General features: G+C 65.3%; 12 protein-coding genes and 1 pseudogene. 8 read left to right on the top strand and 5 right to left on the bottom strand.

Going from position 1 to position 15,972, the window contains the following annotated elements; genetic code table 11:
* Positions 1 to 98 precede the first annotated feature (98 nt).
* From HDG34_RS23245 to HDG34_RS23235, 3 genes are all read left to right on the top strand, one after another.
* Positions 99 to 4,511 (top strand): ATP-binding protein, encoded by a 4,413-nt coding sequence (locus tag HDG34_RS23245; RefSeq protein WP_260321304.1) that lies wholly within the window; start codon positions 99 to 101, stop codon positions 4,509 to 4,511.
* A 450-nt stretch (positions 4,512 to 4,961) separates the two neighbouring features.
* The gene (locus HDG34_RS23240; protein ID WP_184062452.1) at positions 4,962 to 5,396 is read left to right on the top strand and encodes a CHRD domain-containing protein; all 435 of its coding nucleotides are present in this window, start codon (positions 4,962 to 4,964) and stop codon (positions 5,394 to 5,396) included.
* Between the two features lie 132 nt (positions 5,397 to 5,528).
* Positions 5,529 to 6,497, top strand: coding sequence for an alpha/beta hydrolase (locus HDG34_RS23235; protein ID WP_184062451.1), 969 nt, complete (start codon positions 5,529 to 5,531; stop codon positions 6,495 to 6,497).
* Here HDG34_RS23235 and HDG34_RS23230 read toward each other — a convergent pair.
* The gene (locus HDG34_RS23230; protein WP_184062449.1) at positions 6,464 to 7,303 is read right to left on the bottom strand and encodes an EcsC family protein; all 840 of its coding nucleotides are present in this window, start codon (positions 7,301 to 7,303) and stop codon (positions 6,464 to 6,466) included. The two genes, HDG34_RS23235 and HDG34_RS23230, sit on opposite strands and share 34 nt — an antisense overlap.
* A gap of 139 nt (positions 7,304 to 7,442) precedes the next feature.
* Between HDG34_RS23230 and HDG34_RS23225 the strand changes: the two genes are divergently transcribed.
* Both HDG34_RS23225 and HDG34_RS23220 read left to right on the top strand, forming a co-directional pair.
* The gene (locus HDG34_RS23225) at positions 7,443 to 9,038 is read left to right on the top strand and encodes an MDR family MFS transporter (protein ID WP_184062447.1); all 1,596 of its coding nucleotides are present in this window, start codon (positions 7,443 to 7,445) and stop codon (positions 9,036 to 9,038) included.
* Positions 9,039 to 9,068: 30 nt separating this feature from the next.
* Positions 9,069 to 9,569 carry a MarR family winged helix-turn-helix transcriptional regulator gene (locus HDG34_RS23220; RefSeq protein ID WP_184062445.1) on the top strand — a complete coding sequence of 167 codons (501 nt, stop codon included), beginning with the start codon at positions 9,069 to 9,071 and terminating at the stop codon, positions 9,567 to 9,569.
* A 104-nt stretch (positions 9,570 to 9,673) separates the two neighbouring features.
* Here HDG34_RS23220 and HDG34_RS23215 read toward each other — a convergent pair whose 3' ends face one another.
* Positions 9,674 to 10,951: an amino acid deaminase gene (locus HDG34_RS23215; protein WP_184062443.1), complete on the bottom strand. Its 1,278-nt coding sequence runs from the start codon at positions 10,949 to 10,951 to the stop codon at positions 9,674 to 9,676.
* A 155-nt stretch (positions 10,952 to 11,106) separates the two neighbouring features.
* Between HDG34_RS23215 and HDG34_RS23210 the strand changes: the two genes are divergently transcribed.
* From HDG34_RS23210 to HDG34_RS23200, 3 genes are all read left to right on the top strand, one after another.
* Positions 11,107 to 11,997: a MurR/RpiR family transcriptional regulator gene (locus HDG34_RS23210; protein WP_184062441.1), complete on the top strand. Its 891-nt coding sequence runs from the start codon at positions 11,107 to 11,109 to the stop codon at positions 11,995 to 11,997.
* A gap of 3 nt (positions 11,998 to 12,000) precedes the next feature.
* Positions 12,001 to 13,482 carry an amidohydrolase family protein gene (locus HDG34_RS23205; protein WP_184053838.1) on the top strand — a complete coding sequence of 494 codons (1,482 nt, stop codon included), beginning with the start codon at positions 12,001 to 12,003 and terminating at the stop codon, positions 13,480 to 13,482.
* 71 nt (positions 13,483 to 13,553) lie between these two features.
* Complete coding sequence (locus tag HDG34_RS23200) at positions 13,554 to 13,940, top strand: RidA family protein (protein ID WP_008923846.1); 387 nt, start codon at positions 13,554 to 13,556, stop codon at positions 13,938 to 13,940.
* Between the two features lie 93 nt (positions 13,941 to 14,033).
* On the opposite strand, the gene queF is transcribed toward HDG34_RS23200, so the two are convergent.
* The 3 genes and pseudogenes from queF to HDG34_RS23185 form a co-directional block, all read right to left on the bottom strand.
* On the bottom strand, positions 14,034 to 14,858 hold the full coding sequence (gene queF / locus HDG34_RS23195; RefSeq protein WP_184062439.1) for an NADPH-dependent 7-cyano-7-deazaguanine reductase QueF: 825 nt from the start codon (positions 14,856 to 14,858) through the stop codon (positions 14,034 to 14,036).
* Positions 14,855 to 15,757, bottom strand: a complete 903-nt coding sequence (locus HDG34_RS23190; RefSeq protein WP_184062437.1) for a 5'-nucleotidase — start codon at positions 15,755 to 15,757, stop codon at positions 14,855 to 14,857. The genes queF and HDG34_RS23190 overlap by 4 nt, the downstream gene beginning before the upstream one ends.
* A gap of 23 nt (positions 15,758 to 15,780) precedes the next feature.
* Positions 15,781 to 15,972: pseudogene (locus HDG34_RS23185) on the bottom strand (threonine ammonia-lyase, biosynthetic); the annotation flags it as partial.

Genomic DNA, 15,972 nt, shown 5'->3' with positions numbered 1-15,972 from the left:
TGCGGCGTTTGTTGCGGTGTCTTTGGCCGCGCTCGCCGCGCCACTCAATGACGCATTGGCTCGCGTTTTTCCTGCTGGCGGTTACGGATGCGGTCTGCATGGCCGGACCTGCCGGCGCTGCGTCACAGCCACCCGTAATTTCCGCAGTGGGAGCGGGTTCTTCCGCGTCGTCATCCATTGCATTTCCTGCCAGATTGACGGTCGGCATTCTCGAAGGAGGCTGGGCGCCGTTCGACATTCCGCTGGGCGGCCGGCTCGCCGGCGTCAGCGGCGACCTGTTGCGCGCGCTCGTGGGGCCGAACGTCGTCATCGAGACGAAGAGCTTTCCCGACATGGCCAGGCTGGTCGCCGCGGCTTGCGCCGGCGAGGTCGACCTGCTGACGAGCATAGCGCGCACGCCGGAGCGCGAGCGCTGCCTCAGCTTTACGGCTCCTTACTTCCACTCGTTCGCCTCGGCCGTCGTGCGTCGCGACGACGCCCGGCATGTGAACCCCGCCGACCTCGCTGGCGCGCGTATCGCGATCGAGCGCGGTTTTGCGCGTGAGCGTTTGTTGCGCGCAGGTTTTCCTCGCGCGAGTATCGTCTCGTTCGCGAGCACGCACGAAGCGCTGAACGCGCTACTGCATGGCGATGCAGACGTCTACTTCGGCTTCACGCCGGTCGTGCAATACGAACTGGCGACCGACGCGTATCGCAAGCTGCGCGTAGCGTTCGAGCAAGGCGGCAAAGCGCTCGACCTGCGCTTTGCCGTATCGCCTCGCCAGCCTGCTTTGCGCGATCAGCTGAACCGCGCGCTCGTGTCGATGAATCCCGCCGAGGCCGCCGCGATACGCGCGCGCTGGCTGTCCGGCAACTTCAACGCGGCGCCCGCGCCGCATGCACCACGCTTCACGTTGACGCCGGAAGAGAAGAACTGGCTGCGTTCGCTGCCGCCGTTGCAGGTCGGCTTCGACAACGACTGGGCGCCGTTCAGCTATGTTGATTCCGCAGGCCGCCCCGTCGGTCTGACCGCCGATTACCTCACGTACCTGAGCAGCACGCTCGGTGTCGTGTTCAACCGCGCGCGCATGGCCGACTGGGCCGCCGCCGTCGAAGCGTTCCAGCGTGGCGACCTCGCGATGCTGTCCTCCACATCGAGTCGCGCCGCGCTTCTGGTAGGCGCCGACCATAGCCGTGTGTACGAGAGCGATCCGCTGGTGATCGTCGGGCGCAGCGGCGCGCCGCCCCCGTGCTCGTTCGACGACATCACGTCGTGCCGCGTCGTGATGTCGCCGCACGTGGCCGGCTCGGTGCCGCTCGCGTTGGAAGCGGTGCCGGTCGATCACATCGTCGTCGCGGCGAGCCTGGGCGAGGCGCTGCGCATGGTCGCGAGCGGCGAGGCCGACGTGCTGGTCGGCAACGCGGCCGCGATCAACGTGCAACTGCGACAGCACTACGTCGGCGCGCTCAGGGTGCTCGACTCGCTCGGCGAATCCGACTCGTTGTATTTTGCTGTGCGCGAGGATCTGAGCCCGCTCGTCAAGCTGATCGATCGCGCGTTGCAGGCGATGCCGGCAGCCGAAAAGCAGCGCATCCGGCGCAAGTGGGTGAGTCCCGCCGCGCCGGACAACGCCGTATGGAGCGTGACTGCGGTGCGGCTGCTGCCGGTGCTGATCGGCATCGGCGTCGTGCTGCTGGTCACGTTGCGCGCGTACGTGCTGCTGCAACGCGAAGTCCGGCTACGCAAGCAGACCGAGCGCGAACTCGCACTGCAATTGAACTTCCAGGAAACGATGATGAAGACGGTGCCGTATCCGCTCATCGCGAAAGGCCTGGACGGACGGTACATCGCGATCAACGAGGCCTATGAGAAAGCGTGCGGGCTGGAGCGGAAGGACGTGCTCGGGCGCACGACGACCGAGGTCGGCACATGGGGCGACGCAAACAGCCGCGTGCTCGACGACATCACGGGCGAGATCCTGCGCGGCGGCGGCATCGCGAAAGTCGAACTCCAGTTCGAGGACGGCGCTGGCGAGACGCGGCATGGGATTTTCTGGACGAGCGTCTGCGAGGCCAGCGATGGGCGTCCGGCGTACGTGCTTGGCACGATGGTCGACATCACCGACATCCGGCGCGCTGAAATGCGCGCGAGCGAAACCGAACGGCGCCTGTTCGACGTCACGCGCTCGTTGCCCGCCGTCGTGTTCCAGTTGCGGCGCTCGCCGTCCGGCGCGTATTCCTTCCCGTACATCGGCGGCGACACGCGGCATCTGCTCGGCGAGGGTGATTGGCATGGGGGGGCACGAGTCGATTTCCAACGAGTGTCGGAGCTGGATCGGCCGCGCGTTCTCGCCGAGCTCGAGCGTTCCGCGAGCTGCGCCTCCCCAGTGCATATGGAGTTCCGCCTCGAAAACGCCGGTCAACTAAAGTGGGTGCGGGCCGAGCTGGTGCCGCGGCGAGAAGCCGATGGCAGCGTCGTTTGGAGCGGCTATTGGGTCGATGCGAGCGTCGAGCGCGCGCGTTCGGAGGAACTCGCGCGGGCACGCGATGTGGCCGAGGCGGCCTCGCGCGCGAAGGACGACTTCTTCGCGATGATGAGCCACGAAATCCGCACCCCGATGAACGGTGTGCTCGGTCTCGTCGAAGTGCTCGAGCGCACGCCGCTCAGTACCGATCAGAGCGAAATGCTCGGCATGATCCATGAGTCGGCGGGCGCGCTGCTGCAGATTCTCGATGATCTGCTCGATTATTCGAAGATCGAGGCGGGGCGGCTCACGCTCGAAGCCGAGCCGATCGATCTGCGCGAACTCGTCGATAACGCGGTCGGCCTGCTCGCGGGGCGCGCCCACGAAAAAGGGCTGAAAGTGCGCGTCGACATCGCGACCGACGCCGCCGCGACGCTCCGCGGCGACAGCGTGCGTCTGCGCCAGATTCTGTTCAATCTGCTTGGCAATGCGATCAAGTTCACGCCGAAGGGCGAGGTGGGTGTTAGCGTGGCGGTCGTCCAGGATCGCGCGGACTCGCAGACGTTGGAGCTGACCGTTGAGGACACCGGCATCGGCATCGCGCCGGATGTGCAGGCGGGCCTGTTCGAGCCGTTCGTGCAGGCTGAGTCGTCCACCACGCGGCGCTTCGGCGGCACGGGCCTTGGGCTGACGATCTGCCGCAAGCTGATCGACCTGATGAACGGCACGCTCGCGCTGCGCAGCGAACCGGGCCACGGCACGAGGATGACCGTGCGGCTGACGATGCCGATCGTCGAGCAGCGTTATTCGATCAACGGTCTGCGCGGCAAACGCGCCGTCGTGATCACGCGAGATCCGCGCATCGGCCGCGCTCTCGCACACTTCGGCGAGGCGCTCGGGCTCGAACTGCGCAGCCTCCCGGCCGCTGCGGCGACGCAGGGCAAAAGCGACCTGCTGAGCCGCGCGGATCTGCTGTTCGTCGGCGAGGACGTCACGTTGCCCGTACAGATCGGCGCAAATGCGCGTGTCGTCACGCTGACCGAAAAGCCGATGCCGACGGGTTACCGCATCCTCGACGACAAGGTGCGCGTGAGCATCAATCCGTTTTCGTGGCGCGGCCTCGGCGCCGCATGCGCGGCCGCGATGACGGGCCTGTCGTCGATGTCCCCGATGGTACCGCGAGCGCCAGGCGTGCCGTTCTCGACCGATGGCGTCGCGCCGCCGCCTGATCGTGAACGCGCGATCGCGAGCGGGCGACTGATTCTTGTCGCGGAAGATCACCCAGTCAATCAGGAGTTGATCCGCCATCAACTCGCCCTGCTGGGGTTCGCGTGCGACGTCGCGAACGACGGCGCCGAAGCGCTTCTCGCGCTCGAGCGCACGAGCTATGGCTGCCTGATCACGGACTGTCACATGCCGAACCTGTCCGGTTACGAACTGACTCGCCGTATCCGCGAAGCGGAGGCACTGCGCGGCGGCGCGCAGCGTCTGCCGATACTCGGCATCACGGCCAACACCGCGCCCGATGACCTGAGGCTGTGCCGCGAAGCCGGCATGGACGACAGTCTGATCAAGCCGACTCGGCTCGCCACGTTGCGCGACTACCTGAGCCGCTGGTTTGGTACCGACACCGTTCGGCACCCCGCGCCGGCAGAAACATGCGGTCGCGAATCGTCTGCGCCGGCCGGCGAGCGGCAGATCACGCAGCGCGTCGGTGTCGAACCGTACGTGCCCATCGAACTAGCACACATGACGCAGTTATGGGGAAGCGAGTCGACGGTCAAGGCGTTGCTCGGTTCATTCATCTCGTCGATGCGCGAAGACTTCAACGTGCTTGCGACGTTACTCGAACGCGCGGACACGGGGCGGGTGCCCGAGTGGCTGCATCGGGTGATGGGGGCGGCCAGCGTGCTGCAGTATCAGCCACTCGTACACGCGCTCGAAGCCTTTCGTCGCGACATTGTCGCGAAGTCGCCCGAGCAGTTGCGTAACGAGGGGCATGCGCTAATCCGCCAATGCGAGGCGATGCTCGATGGCATCGAACAGCAGGCCGCATTGCTCGCCTAGCGGGCGGCGGGCGGTGACCTCGCGCGAATACGCGGCCGATTCAAACGGCCGCGACCAAAATCGGGACGAAAAAAAAACGCGGCCGAAGCCGCGTTAAAGATTTGGAGACATCCTTCGATGAAGGAGTCACTTCTCGCAAATCGAAGCATACCAGGAACAGCGTCATTTATTCATTACAAATCGCGCAATTAACTTTTCGATTAAATCGATTAAAACGATTTCGCACTACGTTTTTGCCGGTATTTTAGGCATATCGTGACGAACGCCTGTGCGCATTGCGCACCTTGCCCATCAGGCCTTCGGTTTTAATCACAGTCCGGTTCGAATCAAAGCGGCCCGCGCAAGCCACCATCCCAACCTCACCGGCTCCAAATGATTTGCACTAGTATGTGGAAGCTCCGCACGGCCGACACGGGTGCCGCGGCGGCGCGTCAATGTCCGGAGAAGACCATGATTTCACTGCGAAAATTGAATCTGGCCGTGGTGGTGTGGGCGCTTGCGTCGGGCGCTGCGTTCGCGGATACGGTTGCGCTGAAGGCGAATCTCCAGCCGTCGAGCGAAGTGCCGCCGCGCGTGAGTCACGGGCACGGCATGCTGAATGCGACCTTCGACACGTCCACCCAATCGCTGCAGTGGACTGTTACTTACGAAGGCTTGAGCAGTCCGGTCACCGCCGCGCATTTCCACGGTCCCGCGCCGGTTGGCCAGAACGCGAAGGTCCAGGTGCCGATCGAGAAGAATGGCCTCGCGAGTCCGATCAAAGGCACGGCGAAGCTGACCGAGCAGCAGGTCACGGATCTGATGGCGGGGCAGTGGTACTTCAATGTTCATACCGCGCAGAATCCGACGGGCGAAATTCGCGGGCAGGTGTTGCCGGCGAACTAGGCGTGGGCCTCGCGTGGGCCGAGCGCGCGTGCCGCGGCCAAAAGCAGCTTCACACCGTTAGAACCCGCCAACCAACGGCGTCCCCGCCACCGCCCGTACCATGACGGGACTTCAACGAAGGAGCATGTCCCGATGAGCTGGCAAAGCGCGCTCGCTTGCTGGTATTTGCGCAAGCAGTTCCGGCCCGAAACCCTCAAACCGTCTATCAACGTCGAGCGGGCGCGCGCGCTGACCTCGAAGCGGGTGTGGTCGCCACGCGTGCCGCGCGGCTGGCATCTTCGCGAAACGTATGGCGCGGGCGAGGCGCCGCTCGTCGGCGAATGGCTGGAACGCGTGGACGGCGGCACGGCCGGCGGCGCGGAGCCGACGGTGCTGTATTGCCACGGCGGAGGCTACTACTTCTGCTCGCCGCGCACGCATCGGTCGCTAACGTTCGCTCTCGCTACCCGCGCAGACGCGCGGCTCTTCTCCCTCGACTACCGCCTCGCGCCCGAGCATCGCTTTCCGGCCGCGCTTGAGGACGCCACCGCCGCCTATCGACAGCTGCTCGCGATGGGCATCGCACCGAGCTCGATCGTGGTCGCCGGCGACTCGGCGGGCGGCGGCCTCGCGCTCGCCACGCTGGTCGCGCTGCGCGACGCCGGCGCACCGATGCCCGCTGGCGGCCTGCTGTTCTCGCCGTGGACCGATCTGGCGACGACCGGCGCGAGCCTGCGCACCAACGACAGCGTCGATCCGATGTTCTGTGGCGCCTCGATCGAGCGCGCGGCCAAGGTCTATCTCGGCGACGCGCCGGCCACGCATCCGTACGCGTCGCCGGTCTACGCGGACCTGCGCGGTCTGCCGCCGCTGTTCTTGCAGGCGGGCAGCACCGAGGTGCTGCTCGACGACGCGCGCCGCGTCGCCGACAACGCGCACGCGGCAGGAGTCGATTGCGAATGCGAGGTGTGGAAAAACCTGCCGCACGTGTGGCCGATGTTCGCGCCATTCATGCCGGAGGCGAACCGCGCGCTCGATCGCGCGGCCGCGTTCGTGCGACGCGCGACGAGCCGCGCCGCGAACAGGGCTCAGGCGTCGAGCGTGACGTCGAGCGTCCGATAGACGGCTTCGATCGTTTGCTGGCCGTATTGCCGCTCGAGCCGCCGCACGGTGAAGTGCCCGTGCGCGACCTGCTGGAAGTGATCGATAAACACGGTGTTGACCATCGCGCCGAGCACCGCGCCGATCGCGGGAATCGATTTGGCAGCGATCTGTTCGCTGACCTGCACCGAAAAGCGCGCGGCGATCGCGTTGAGCAGCCGCAGCAGCGCCGCCGAGCCGTGGGTCGTGAAGCCCTTGCTGGCCACCTCGGACGACGCCTTCGACACCGCCTGCGCTAGCGCGCCGCGCATGAAGAAGTAGCCGAGGTCGGCGTCGTCGTCCTCGCTCGATGTACCGCCCATGCCGAGCACGGTCAGGCATTGCAGCTGCGTGTCGACCGAGGTCAGGTCCTCGCCCTCGCTGCGCGCGATGTCGCAGATCGAGCGGAACATCAGCGTAGTCGTGACCGGCAGCTCGACTGGCAGCGCGATCAATCCAAACGCCCCGCCGGCCGCGCCGGTGGTCGCGACCGCGAACTTGTGCAGCAGGTTGTTCGGCTTGTCGGGCGCGAGAAGCCTGGCGTCGTCGCGCCGGCCGAGCGTGCGTAGCGCGATCGACAGACATTTGCGCAACGCGGCCTGCGTCGCATCGGACACTTTTTGGTTGGCGAACGCCGGGATGCGCGATAGCAGCTTCTCGATCGGCGCGCCGACGACGCTCGCGAGCTTCATCGTGAGCGCGGGGCTTTCGAGCTGGTGTTTCGCGCGCCGCAGCGCGGCGAGATCCTGCTCCGATAAGGATGGTGCTGCGAGCGAACTCGGCTGCATGGGCCTCCCTGGCATGTCGTGTCCTGGATACTTCAAGGTCAGTCTACCGCGTTGCAAGACGCGTTCCGGTCCCGGTTGGAGCGTCGCATCGTGGTATGATCCCCAATCTTTTGACACGTCAACTTTTGCTCCATCAAAAATGGCTGTCCATACCGCCGCCCACCATTCGAGTGGGCAAGTCTTACCGTTCCGCGAATCCCTGCTGGCCATGCTCGGCATCTCGTTCGTCACGATGCTGGTCGCGCTCGACCAGACCGTGGTCGGCACCGCGCTGCCCACCATCGTGTCCGAACTCCGAGGCTTCGAGTTGTACGCATGGGTCGCAACCTCGTATCTGCTGACCTCGGTGATCACCGTGCCGATTTTCGGGCGGCTTGGTGATTATTACGGGCGCAAGCCGTTCGTGATTGCGTCGATCGTCGTGTTTACCGGCGCCTCGGTGCTGTGCGGGGCGGCCAACAGCATGCTGTTTCTCGTGCTCGCGCGCGGGTTGCAGGGCATTGGCGGCGGCATGCTCGTCGGCACCGCGTTCGCATGCATTCCCGATCTGTTCCCCGATTCCGTCGTGCGGCTGCGCTGGCAGGTGCTGATGAGCTCGGCGTTCGGCATCGCCAATGCGGTCGGCCCGTCGCTCGGCGGTTTTCTCACGCAGTACTACGGCTGGCGCTCGGTGTTCTATGTGAATTTGCCGGTCGGGCTGCTGTCGCTGTTTTTCGTCTGGCGTTTCCTGCCGCATCTGCGGCACGTCGAACATACCGGCAAAATGCGGCTCGACTGGCCCGGCGCGCTGCTGATCGCGATTGCGCTCGGCTCACTGCAGCTGTTCGTCGAATTGCTGCCGAAGCACGGCGTCACGCTGAGCGCGTTCGCGCTGCTCGGGCTCGCCGTCGCGTCGGCCGTCACGCTGTGGAAATGGGAAAAGCGCTGCCCGACCGCGATCCTGCCCGTCGACATGTTCCGCAACCGCAGTCTGGCCGCGCTGTTCACGCTGGCCGTGCTCGGCGGCTTCACGATGTTCTCGCTGCTGTTCTACGCACCGCTGCTGTTCCAGGGCGGCTTCGGCATGTCGCCGAAAGAGGCGGGCCTCGTGATCACGCCGCTCGTCGTGTTCATCACGATCGGCAGTATCGCGAACGGGCGCGTCGTGTCGCGGGTGAAGAATCCGAACCTGATGCTGTACATCGGCTTTGCGATGGTCGCGCTGTCATGCCTTGGCATCGTCGTCGCGACCCGTTCGATGCAGCAATGGGTGCTGATGTCGTTCATGGTCGTCGGCGGCCTCGGGCTCGGCTTCGTGATGCCGAACCTGACGATCTTCGCGCAGCAGACCGCGGGCCGCGAACACCTCGGCATCGCGACCGCGCTGCTGCAGTCGCTGCGGATGATCGGTGGCATGATCGGCACGGCGCTGACCGGCACGCTCGTGACCCACATGTACAAGAGCGGTGTGCGCAATGCGCTCGAAGGCGCGGGCGCGACGCACTGGTTCGCCGATCTCGGCGATCCGCAGATCCTGATCAACCGCGATGCGCAGACCACGCTCGTCGACCAGTTGACCCACGCTGGCCACAACGGCGCGATGTTGCTCGAAAGTGCGCGCGAGGCGCTGGTCGGGGCGATTCATCTGGGTCTCGCGATGGCCGCGGTGATCGCCGTCGTGTCGGTGTGGCAAACCCGCCGCGTGCCGCCGATCAAGCTGCAGCGCAAGCTCGAGCCGGTGATTCACGCAGACTGATTTTTGAACTTGGTGTTGGACAGGCAGATTATGGAAGAACAGGACCGCGTCGCCGTCATGCAGCAATTTGGTCGCACGTATCGGGCGTTCATGTCGGCATTCGAGGCCCAGGTGGGGCATCCGTTGCCACGCTGGCGCATTCTGCTCGCGCTGCGCGAGCAGGCCGGCGAGTCGTCGCAGAAGCGGCTCGTCGAGCGGTTGCGCGTCGATCCTGGCGCGCTCACGCGACAGCTGAAGGCGCTCGAAGGGTTGGGCTGGATCGCGCGCAGCATGGATACGCGCGATAACCGCGTGACCAACGTGCGCCTGACCGAAGCGGGCCACGCCGCGACCGAAGCGAGCCTGCCGCGTCGCAACGCGTTCTTGCACGACACGATGGCCGGGTTGCCGGATGAGGCGCTCGCGGCGTTGTCGAGCGCGCTGAGAATGTTGGAGACGCGCATTGGCGAGGTGACGGCCAACGCCGGCGCCGCGACCGTGGCCGCCGCGCCGCAGGAGACCGCCGGCGACGAGGCGGCGCAGCGCATGTGATTTTTAGTCCGCGCGTGGCGATAAAAAAGGCTGTGAGCCCAAGGGCGCACAGCCTTTTTCTTTAGCGGAACAGATCGCGCTTCAGTCAGCGCGGCGTGGTCCGATCAGAAGAACGTCTCGATCACTTCCTTCACGCGATACTGCGGATCGACGACCAGCACCTGCTTCCACTTGTCGAACGTCAGGCACGGATGCGAGATGTCGAACGCGATCATGTCGCCCACTTTCAGATCGGCGCCGGCGGGAATCCGCAGATACGCGTGCTGATCCATCAGGCCGAAGATTTCCCAGCCCTCGCTCGCGGCGATGTCGCGCGGCGCTTGCCGGCCCGGGCGATAGTGGCGCGCCGGCTCCGGCATGCCTGCGTCGAACGCGGAGTCGCGTTTGCCGAGGCCGATGATCGCGCGATCCGGCTCGGGAATGGACTGCACGTACGCCCACAATTGCAGCGCCGGCAGCAACCCTTCGCCCATTTTCTTCGCGACAGGATTGCGCTTGAAAATGTCGGTCTGCGCCTTGCGATAGATGCCGACGTCATGCGTCAGGTAGCAGCCGGGACGCAGCACGACCTCGACCTTGCCGGATTGCGTCGCCTGCGCGAACTCTTCGGCGACCACGTCGTACCACGCCGATCCCGCGCCCGATAGCACCGCCGGCGAGCGCGCGAAACGCCCCTGCTCGACAAGTTCGCGAGTGACCGCAACCGCGCCTTGCAGGAACGCGCGCACTTCGGGTTCTTCCTTCAGCACGCCTTCGTACAGTTCGACCCCCGCGAGCTTCAGCACGTCCGGATAGCGCGCGATCGCGTCGAGCACCGCGTTGCGTTGCGCTTCGTCGCGCACGCCGGTGCGTCCACCCGGCACGCCGAGTTCGAGCAGCACCTGCAGCGGCTTCTTCACCGAGGTGAAGAATTCGCCGAGTTGCTCGACGCCTTCAGCCGAATCGACGAGGCAGAAGAATTCGAAATCCGGATCGCTGAGCAATTCGGCGATCATCATCATGTTGTGACGGCCGACCAGCTGATTCGCCATCAGGATGCGCGAGACGCCGCCGTGGTACGCCGCGCGCACCTGATGAGCGGTGGCGAGCGTGATGCCCCACGCGCCGGTTTCGAGCTGACGGCGAAACAGTTGCGGCGCCATCGTGGTCTTACCGTGAGGCGCGAGCTTGACGCCGTATTCGGCAACGAACGCCTGCATCCACTTCAGGTTGTGCTCGACGCGATCCTCGTACAGTACGGCAGCCGGCAGGCTGACGTCCTCGGCGAGCAGGTTCCACTCGAGGCGCGCGGCGTCCTTCAGCTGGACGCTCGTGCCCGGAACCATGCCCAAGCCCTTGCTATAAGGATCAATCGTCGCGCCCTGATAGTTTGTAACTTTCATGTCTCCGTGCTCCATCGTCCGGGTAAATTGAGTCAGATTTGACTTTACCATGTTATCGAAAGTACGATGTCTGAACGAATGTTATTTAGTACCATGGGTTTCGAAGGCCGCCGGAAAGGGCCGCGAAAGCCGTGCCGCGAACCCCACCGCCTGCCATGAACCGTAGCGCCGAACCGCTCGCTTTCGACATCGTCGCGCGCATTGCCGAGTGCGCGCCGGAGTTGCGCTCGGCCGAACGCAAGGTCGCCGCGCTGATCCTCGACGATCTGACCGCCGCGTCGCGCGCGAGCATCGGCGCGCTGGCACAGCAGGCCGAGGTCAGCATCGCGACCGTCACGCGCTTCGCGAAGGCGGTCGGCTGCCGCGACGTGCGCGAACTCAAGCTGCGGCTCGCGCAGGCGGCCGCGGTCGGTCAGCGGTTTCTCGAGCGCGACACCGCAAGCGACGCACCCGAGCCGATCGCCACGCGCGTCTTCGACGAGTTGCAAACGGCGCTCGCGCACAATCATCAACTGCTGCGCCAGGCGCCGCTCGCCGAAGCGGCGGCCGCGCTGCGCGATGCGCGCATGATCTACGTGTTCGGCATGGGCGGAGGCTCGACCGCGCTCGCTGACGAAATGCGTTTCAGGCTCGTGCGCCTCGGCCGCCCGGTCGCGACCTATCAGGACGGGCTGTTGCAGCGCATGGTGGCGAGCACGGTGTCGCGCGAGTGCGTCGTGATCGCGCTGTCCACCACGGGGCGCGTGCCCGAGATGGTCGAGAACTGCAAGATCGCGCGCAGCTACGGTGCGACGGTGGTCGCGCTGACGGCGCCCGCGTCGCCGCTGGCGAAGCTCGCCAACTGGCTGATCCCGATCGTCGCGTTCGAAACCGATTTCATTTACAAGCCGTCGTCGTCCCGTTACGCGATGATGATGGCGCTCGATGTGCTCGTCACCGAACTTGCCGTCAGTCAGGGCGACGAAAGCCGCGAATTGCTGCGCCGCATGAAGCACGCGCTCGACGCGCACCGCGGCGGCGGCGATCGACAACCGTTAGGAGACTGATCCATGCATTCGCATCCCGAAGCCGCCGACACGCTGATCGTCGGCGCGCAACTGTACGACGGCACGGGCGCGCCGCCCGTCGAGCGCGACGTGGCGATCCGCGACGGGCGCATCGTCGCGATCGGCAATCTGTCGAACTGGCTCGCCGAAGAGGTGATCGAGGCCGAGGGGCGCGCGCTCGCGCCGGGCTTTATCGACGTACACACGCACGACGACACGCATGTGATCCGCTCGCCGCAGATGCTGCCGAAGATCACCCAAGGCGTGACGACGGTGATCGTCGGCAATTGCGGGATCAGCGCGTCGCCGGTATCGCTGAAGGGCGATCCGCCCGATCCGATGAACCTGCTCGGCGAGCGCGACGCGTTCCAGTACCCGACCTTCGCCGACTATGTGAACGCGGTCAACGCCGCGCGGCCGGCGGTGAACGTCGGCGCGCTGATCGGCCACACGGCGTTGCGCAACAACCAGATGGACCGGCTCGATCGCGCGGCGACTGCCGAGGAAATCGAGCGCATGTGCGCGCAGCTCGAGGAAGCGCTCGCGCACGGCGCGCTCGGTCTCAGCTCGGGGCTCGCATACGGTTCGGCGTTCGCCGCGCCGACCGAGGAAGTGATGGCGCTCGCCGAGCCGCTCGCGGCCGCGGGCGCGCTGTACACGACCCATATGCGCACCGAGTTCGACGCGATTCTCGACGCGATGGACGAGGCCTACCGCGTCGGTCGTCATGCGCGTGTGCCGGTCGTGATCTCGCATCTGAAGTGCGCGGGGCCGTCGAACTGGGGGCGCAGCGTCGAGGTGCTGAAGTCGCTCGAAGGCGCGCGCGGCGGGCAGCCGGTCGGTTGCGACTGCTATCCGTACAACCGCAGCTCGTCGACGCTCGATCTGAAGCAGGTGACAGGCGACATCGACATCACGATCACGTGGTCCGAGCCGCATCCGGAAATGGCGGGCAAGCTGATCAAGGAAGTCGCGGCCGAATGGGGCGTCTCGCAGCAGGAGGCGGGCAAGCGCCTGCAGCCGGCCGGCGCGGTCTATCACAACATGTCCGAAGACGACGTGCGGCGCATCCTGTCGCATCCGGCGACGATGGTCGGTTCCGACGGCCTGCCGAACGATCCGCTGCCGCATCCGCGGCTGTGGGGCGCGTTTCCGCGCGTGCTCGGTCACTATGCGCGCGATGCCGCTTTGCTGCCGCTCGAGGAAGCGGTGCGCAAGATGACGAGCCTGTCCGCGCGCCGCTTCGGACTCGCGCAACGCGGCGAAGTGCATATCGGCTATCACGCCGACCTCGTGCTGTTCGATCCGGCGAAAGTGCATGACGTGGCGACGTTCGACAAGCCCCAGCAGCCCGCTGCCGGCATCGATGCGGTGTGGGTCAACGGCGTGCTGTCGTATCGCGATGGCGCGGTGACGGGCGAGCGGGCTGGCCGGTTCGTCACGCGCGGCGCGCCGTCGAAGGGCGATGCGCAGGGCGCGTTCTGATTTTTTATCGATTGATGGCGGCACGCGCGGCGAGGGCGCCGTGCGTGCCCGACTTTTTAAGGAGTGTGACGATGAAGCGATATGGCGTGGAAGGCGGAAAGGGAACGGGCGGTCAGGTGATGCCGTTCGCGCGCGCGGTCGAGGCGGACGGCTGGCTGTTCGTGTCGGGCCAGACGCCGATGGAAAACGGCGAAGTGATCAACGGCGGCATCGTCGAGCAATCGCACAAGGCGATCCAGAACGTGTTCGCAATCCTGAAGGAAGCGGGCTATGGCGCCGAGCACGTCGTGCGTTGCGGCGTGTGGCTCGACGATCCGCGCGACTTCGCGTCGTTCAACAAGGTGTTTCGCGAGTATTTTGGCGAGAATCCGCCGGCGCGCGCGTGCGTGGTGTCGTCGATGGTGATCGACTGCAAGGTCGAGGTGGATTGCGTCGCTTATAAGAAGCCGGCGGCCTGATCGCTTTGATGGCTTTCATGTGACGAGGGCGCCGCAGGTCGTGATGGCCTGCGGCGCCCTCGTCGCGTTTACCGCTGTTTTTTTGTGTTGGAGTTACTGCCGCGCGAGCCGCATGTTGTCCGGCATCGGCAGGTTGTAGTTGGTGCGGAACGGGTTGATGTCGAGCCCGCCGCGGCGCGTGTAGCGCGCATACACGGCGAGCTTCAGCGGTTTGCACATCTTCATGATGTCGACGAAGATTCGCTCGACGCATTGCTCATGAAACCCGGTGTGATTGCGGTACGAGATGATGTATCGCAACAGGCCCGCGTGATCGATCTGCGGGCCCGTGTAGTGGATCTGCACGCTGCCCCAGTCCGGTTGACCGGTCACCGGGCAGTTCGACTTCAGCAGGTTCGAGAACAGCGTTTCCTCGACCGGCGCTTCGTCGTGCGCCGCGCTCAAAAGTGACGCGTCCGGCTGATAGACGCTCGCCTCGAGTTCGAGCCGGTCGAGCGACAGACCGGCGAATTCTTCCATTTTCAGCTTGCCGAATTCGTGCGGTGTGCTCAGATGTACCGACACGCTCGCGCCGCACGACGCGGACACGTCGCGCCTGATCGTGTCGCGCACGCTCTCGGCCGAGTCGAACGCAGTCTGCGCGAACGAGCCGAGATACAGCTTGAACGATTTCGACTCGACGATGTTCGGCGAGTCGGCCGGCACGAAGAACGTCGCGACGGCGATCTGCGGCTTGCCGCGCGCGTTCAGCCACGACAGCTCGTAGGCGTTCCAGATGTCGGTGCCGAAAAACGGCAGTCGCGCGGTAATGCCGATCGCCTCGCGCGCATGGCTGCGCGCAATCGGAAATAGCAGCGTCGGATCGTATTGTTCGGTGTAAGTCGAGGACTTGCCGAGCGGGGATTGTTCGGGTGTCATGATGCGTTCACGATGCCACTCAGCACGTGCCCGGTCGCGGTTACGACGCGGGCCGATTCGCAGTGGCCGATCTGGTCGTCGAAGAAAAAGTCGGGCTCGAACTCGCGCAGAAATGCGCTTTTGTCGAGGCCGCCGAGGAACATCGCTTCGTCGATTTCGATGTTCCATGCCATCAGGGTGCGGATCGCGCGCTCATGCGCGGGAGCCGAGCGCGCCGTCACCAGCGCCGTGCGAATGCGCATCGGCGCGGCCGCGTCCGCGAGTTTTTGCAGCCGGTGGAGTGCTTCGAGCAGCGGCTTGAGCGGACCGTCCGCGAGCGGCAGATGCTTGTTGTCGATCTCGTGACCGACGAACGCGCGCAGGCCGTCTTGCTGGAAGATGCGTTCCGCTTCGTCGGAAAACAAGACCGCGTCGCCGTCGAACGCAATACGGATTTCGTCCGGGTATTTGCTCGCCATTTTCGCCGATTCCGGCAACACGCGTGCGGCTGGGAAGCCAGCGGCGAGCGCATCGCGCACGTCGTGCTGATTCGCCGACAAAAACAGCGAAGCGTTCAGCGGCTTCAGATAACCGAACGGCGCGCGGCCGCGCGTGAACACGCCGCGCTCGATCGCGAGCCCGTGTTCGCGGCAGGAATGAAACGCGCGCAGACCGCTGATCGGATCGCTACGCGACAGGATCACCACTTCGACGCGATGACCGCCGGCGTTCAGCGCAAGCAGCTTGCGGATCAGCGGAAACGCCACGCCCGGTTTCGCGGGCACGTTCAGACGCTCGCGCTGCAACGCTTCGTAAGCCTTCAGGTCGCCGGCCTCGTAGACACGGTTCTCTTCCTCGAAGTCGAACAGTGCGCGCGACGAGATTGCGACCACCAGTTTGTCGACGAGCGAAAGCGCCATCGTTGCGTTCCGGTTCGAAGAGATCAGGCGAGGAAGAGACGATAGACCGGATTCTTCGTCTCTTCCCAGCACGGATAGCCGAGCGTTTCGATGAAGCGCTCGAACGCCGCGTGGTCGCTCCCGGGCACCTGAATGCCGACCAGAATCGAGCTGTAGTCCGCGCCCTGGTTGCGGTAGTGGAACAGGCTGATGTTCCAGTTCGGCGCCATCGACGA

This window comes from Paraburkholderia sp. HC6.4b, from assembly GCF_014200875.1.
GTDB lineage: Bacteria > Pseudomonadota > Gammaproteobacteria > Burkholderiales > Burkholderiaceae > Paraburkholderia > Paraburkholderia tuberum.
Note: the sequence above shows the minus strand (reverse complement) of the source record. Positions and strands in the feature narration are given on the sequence as shown.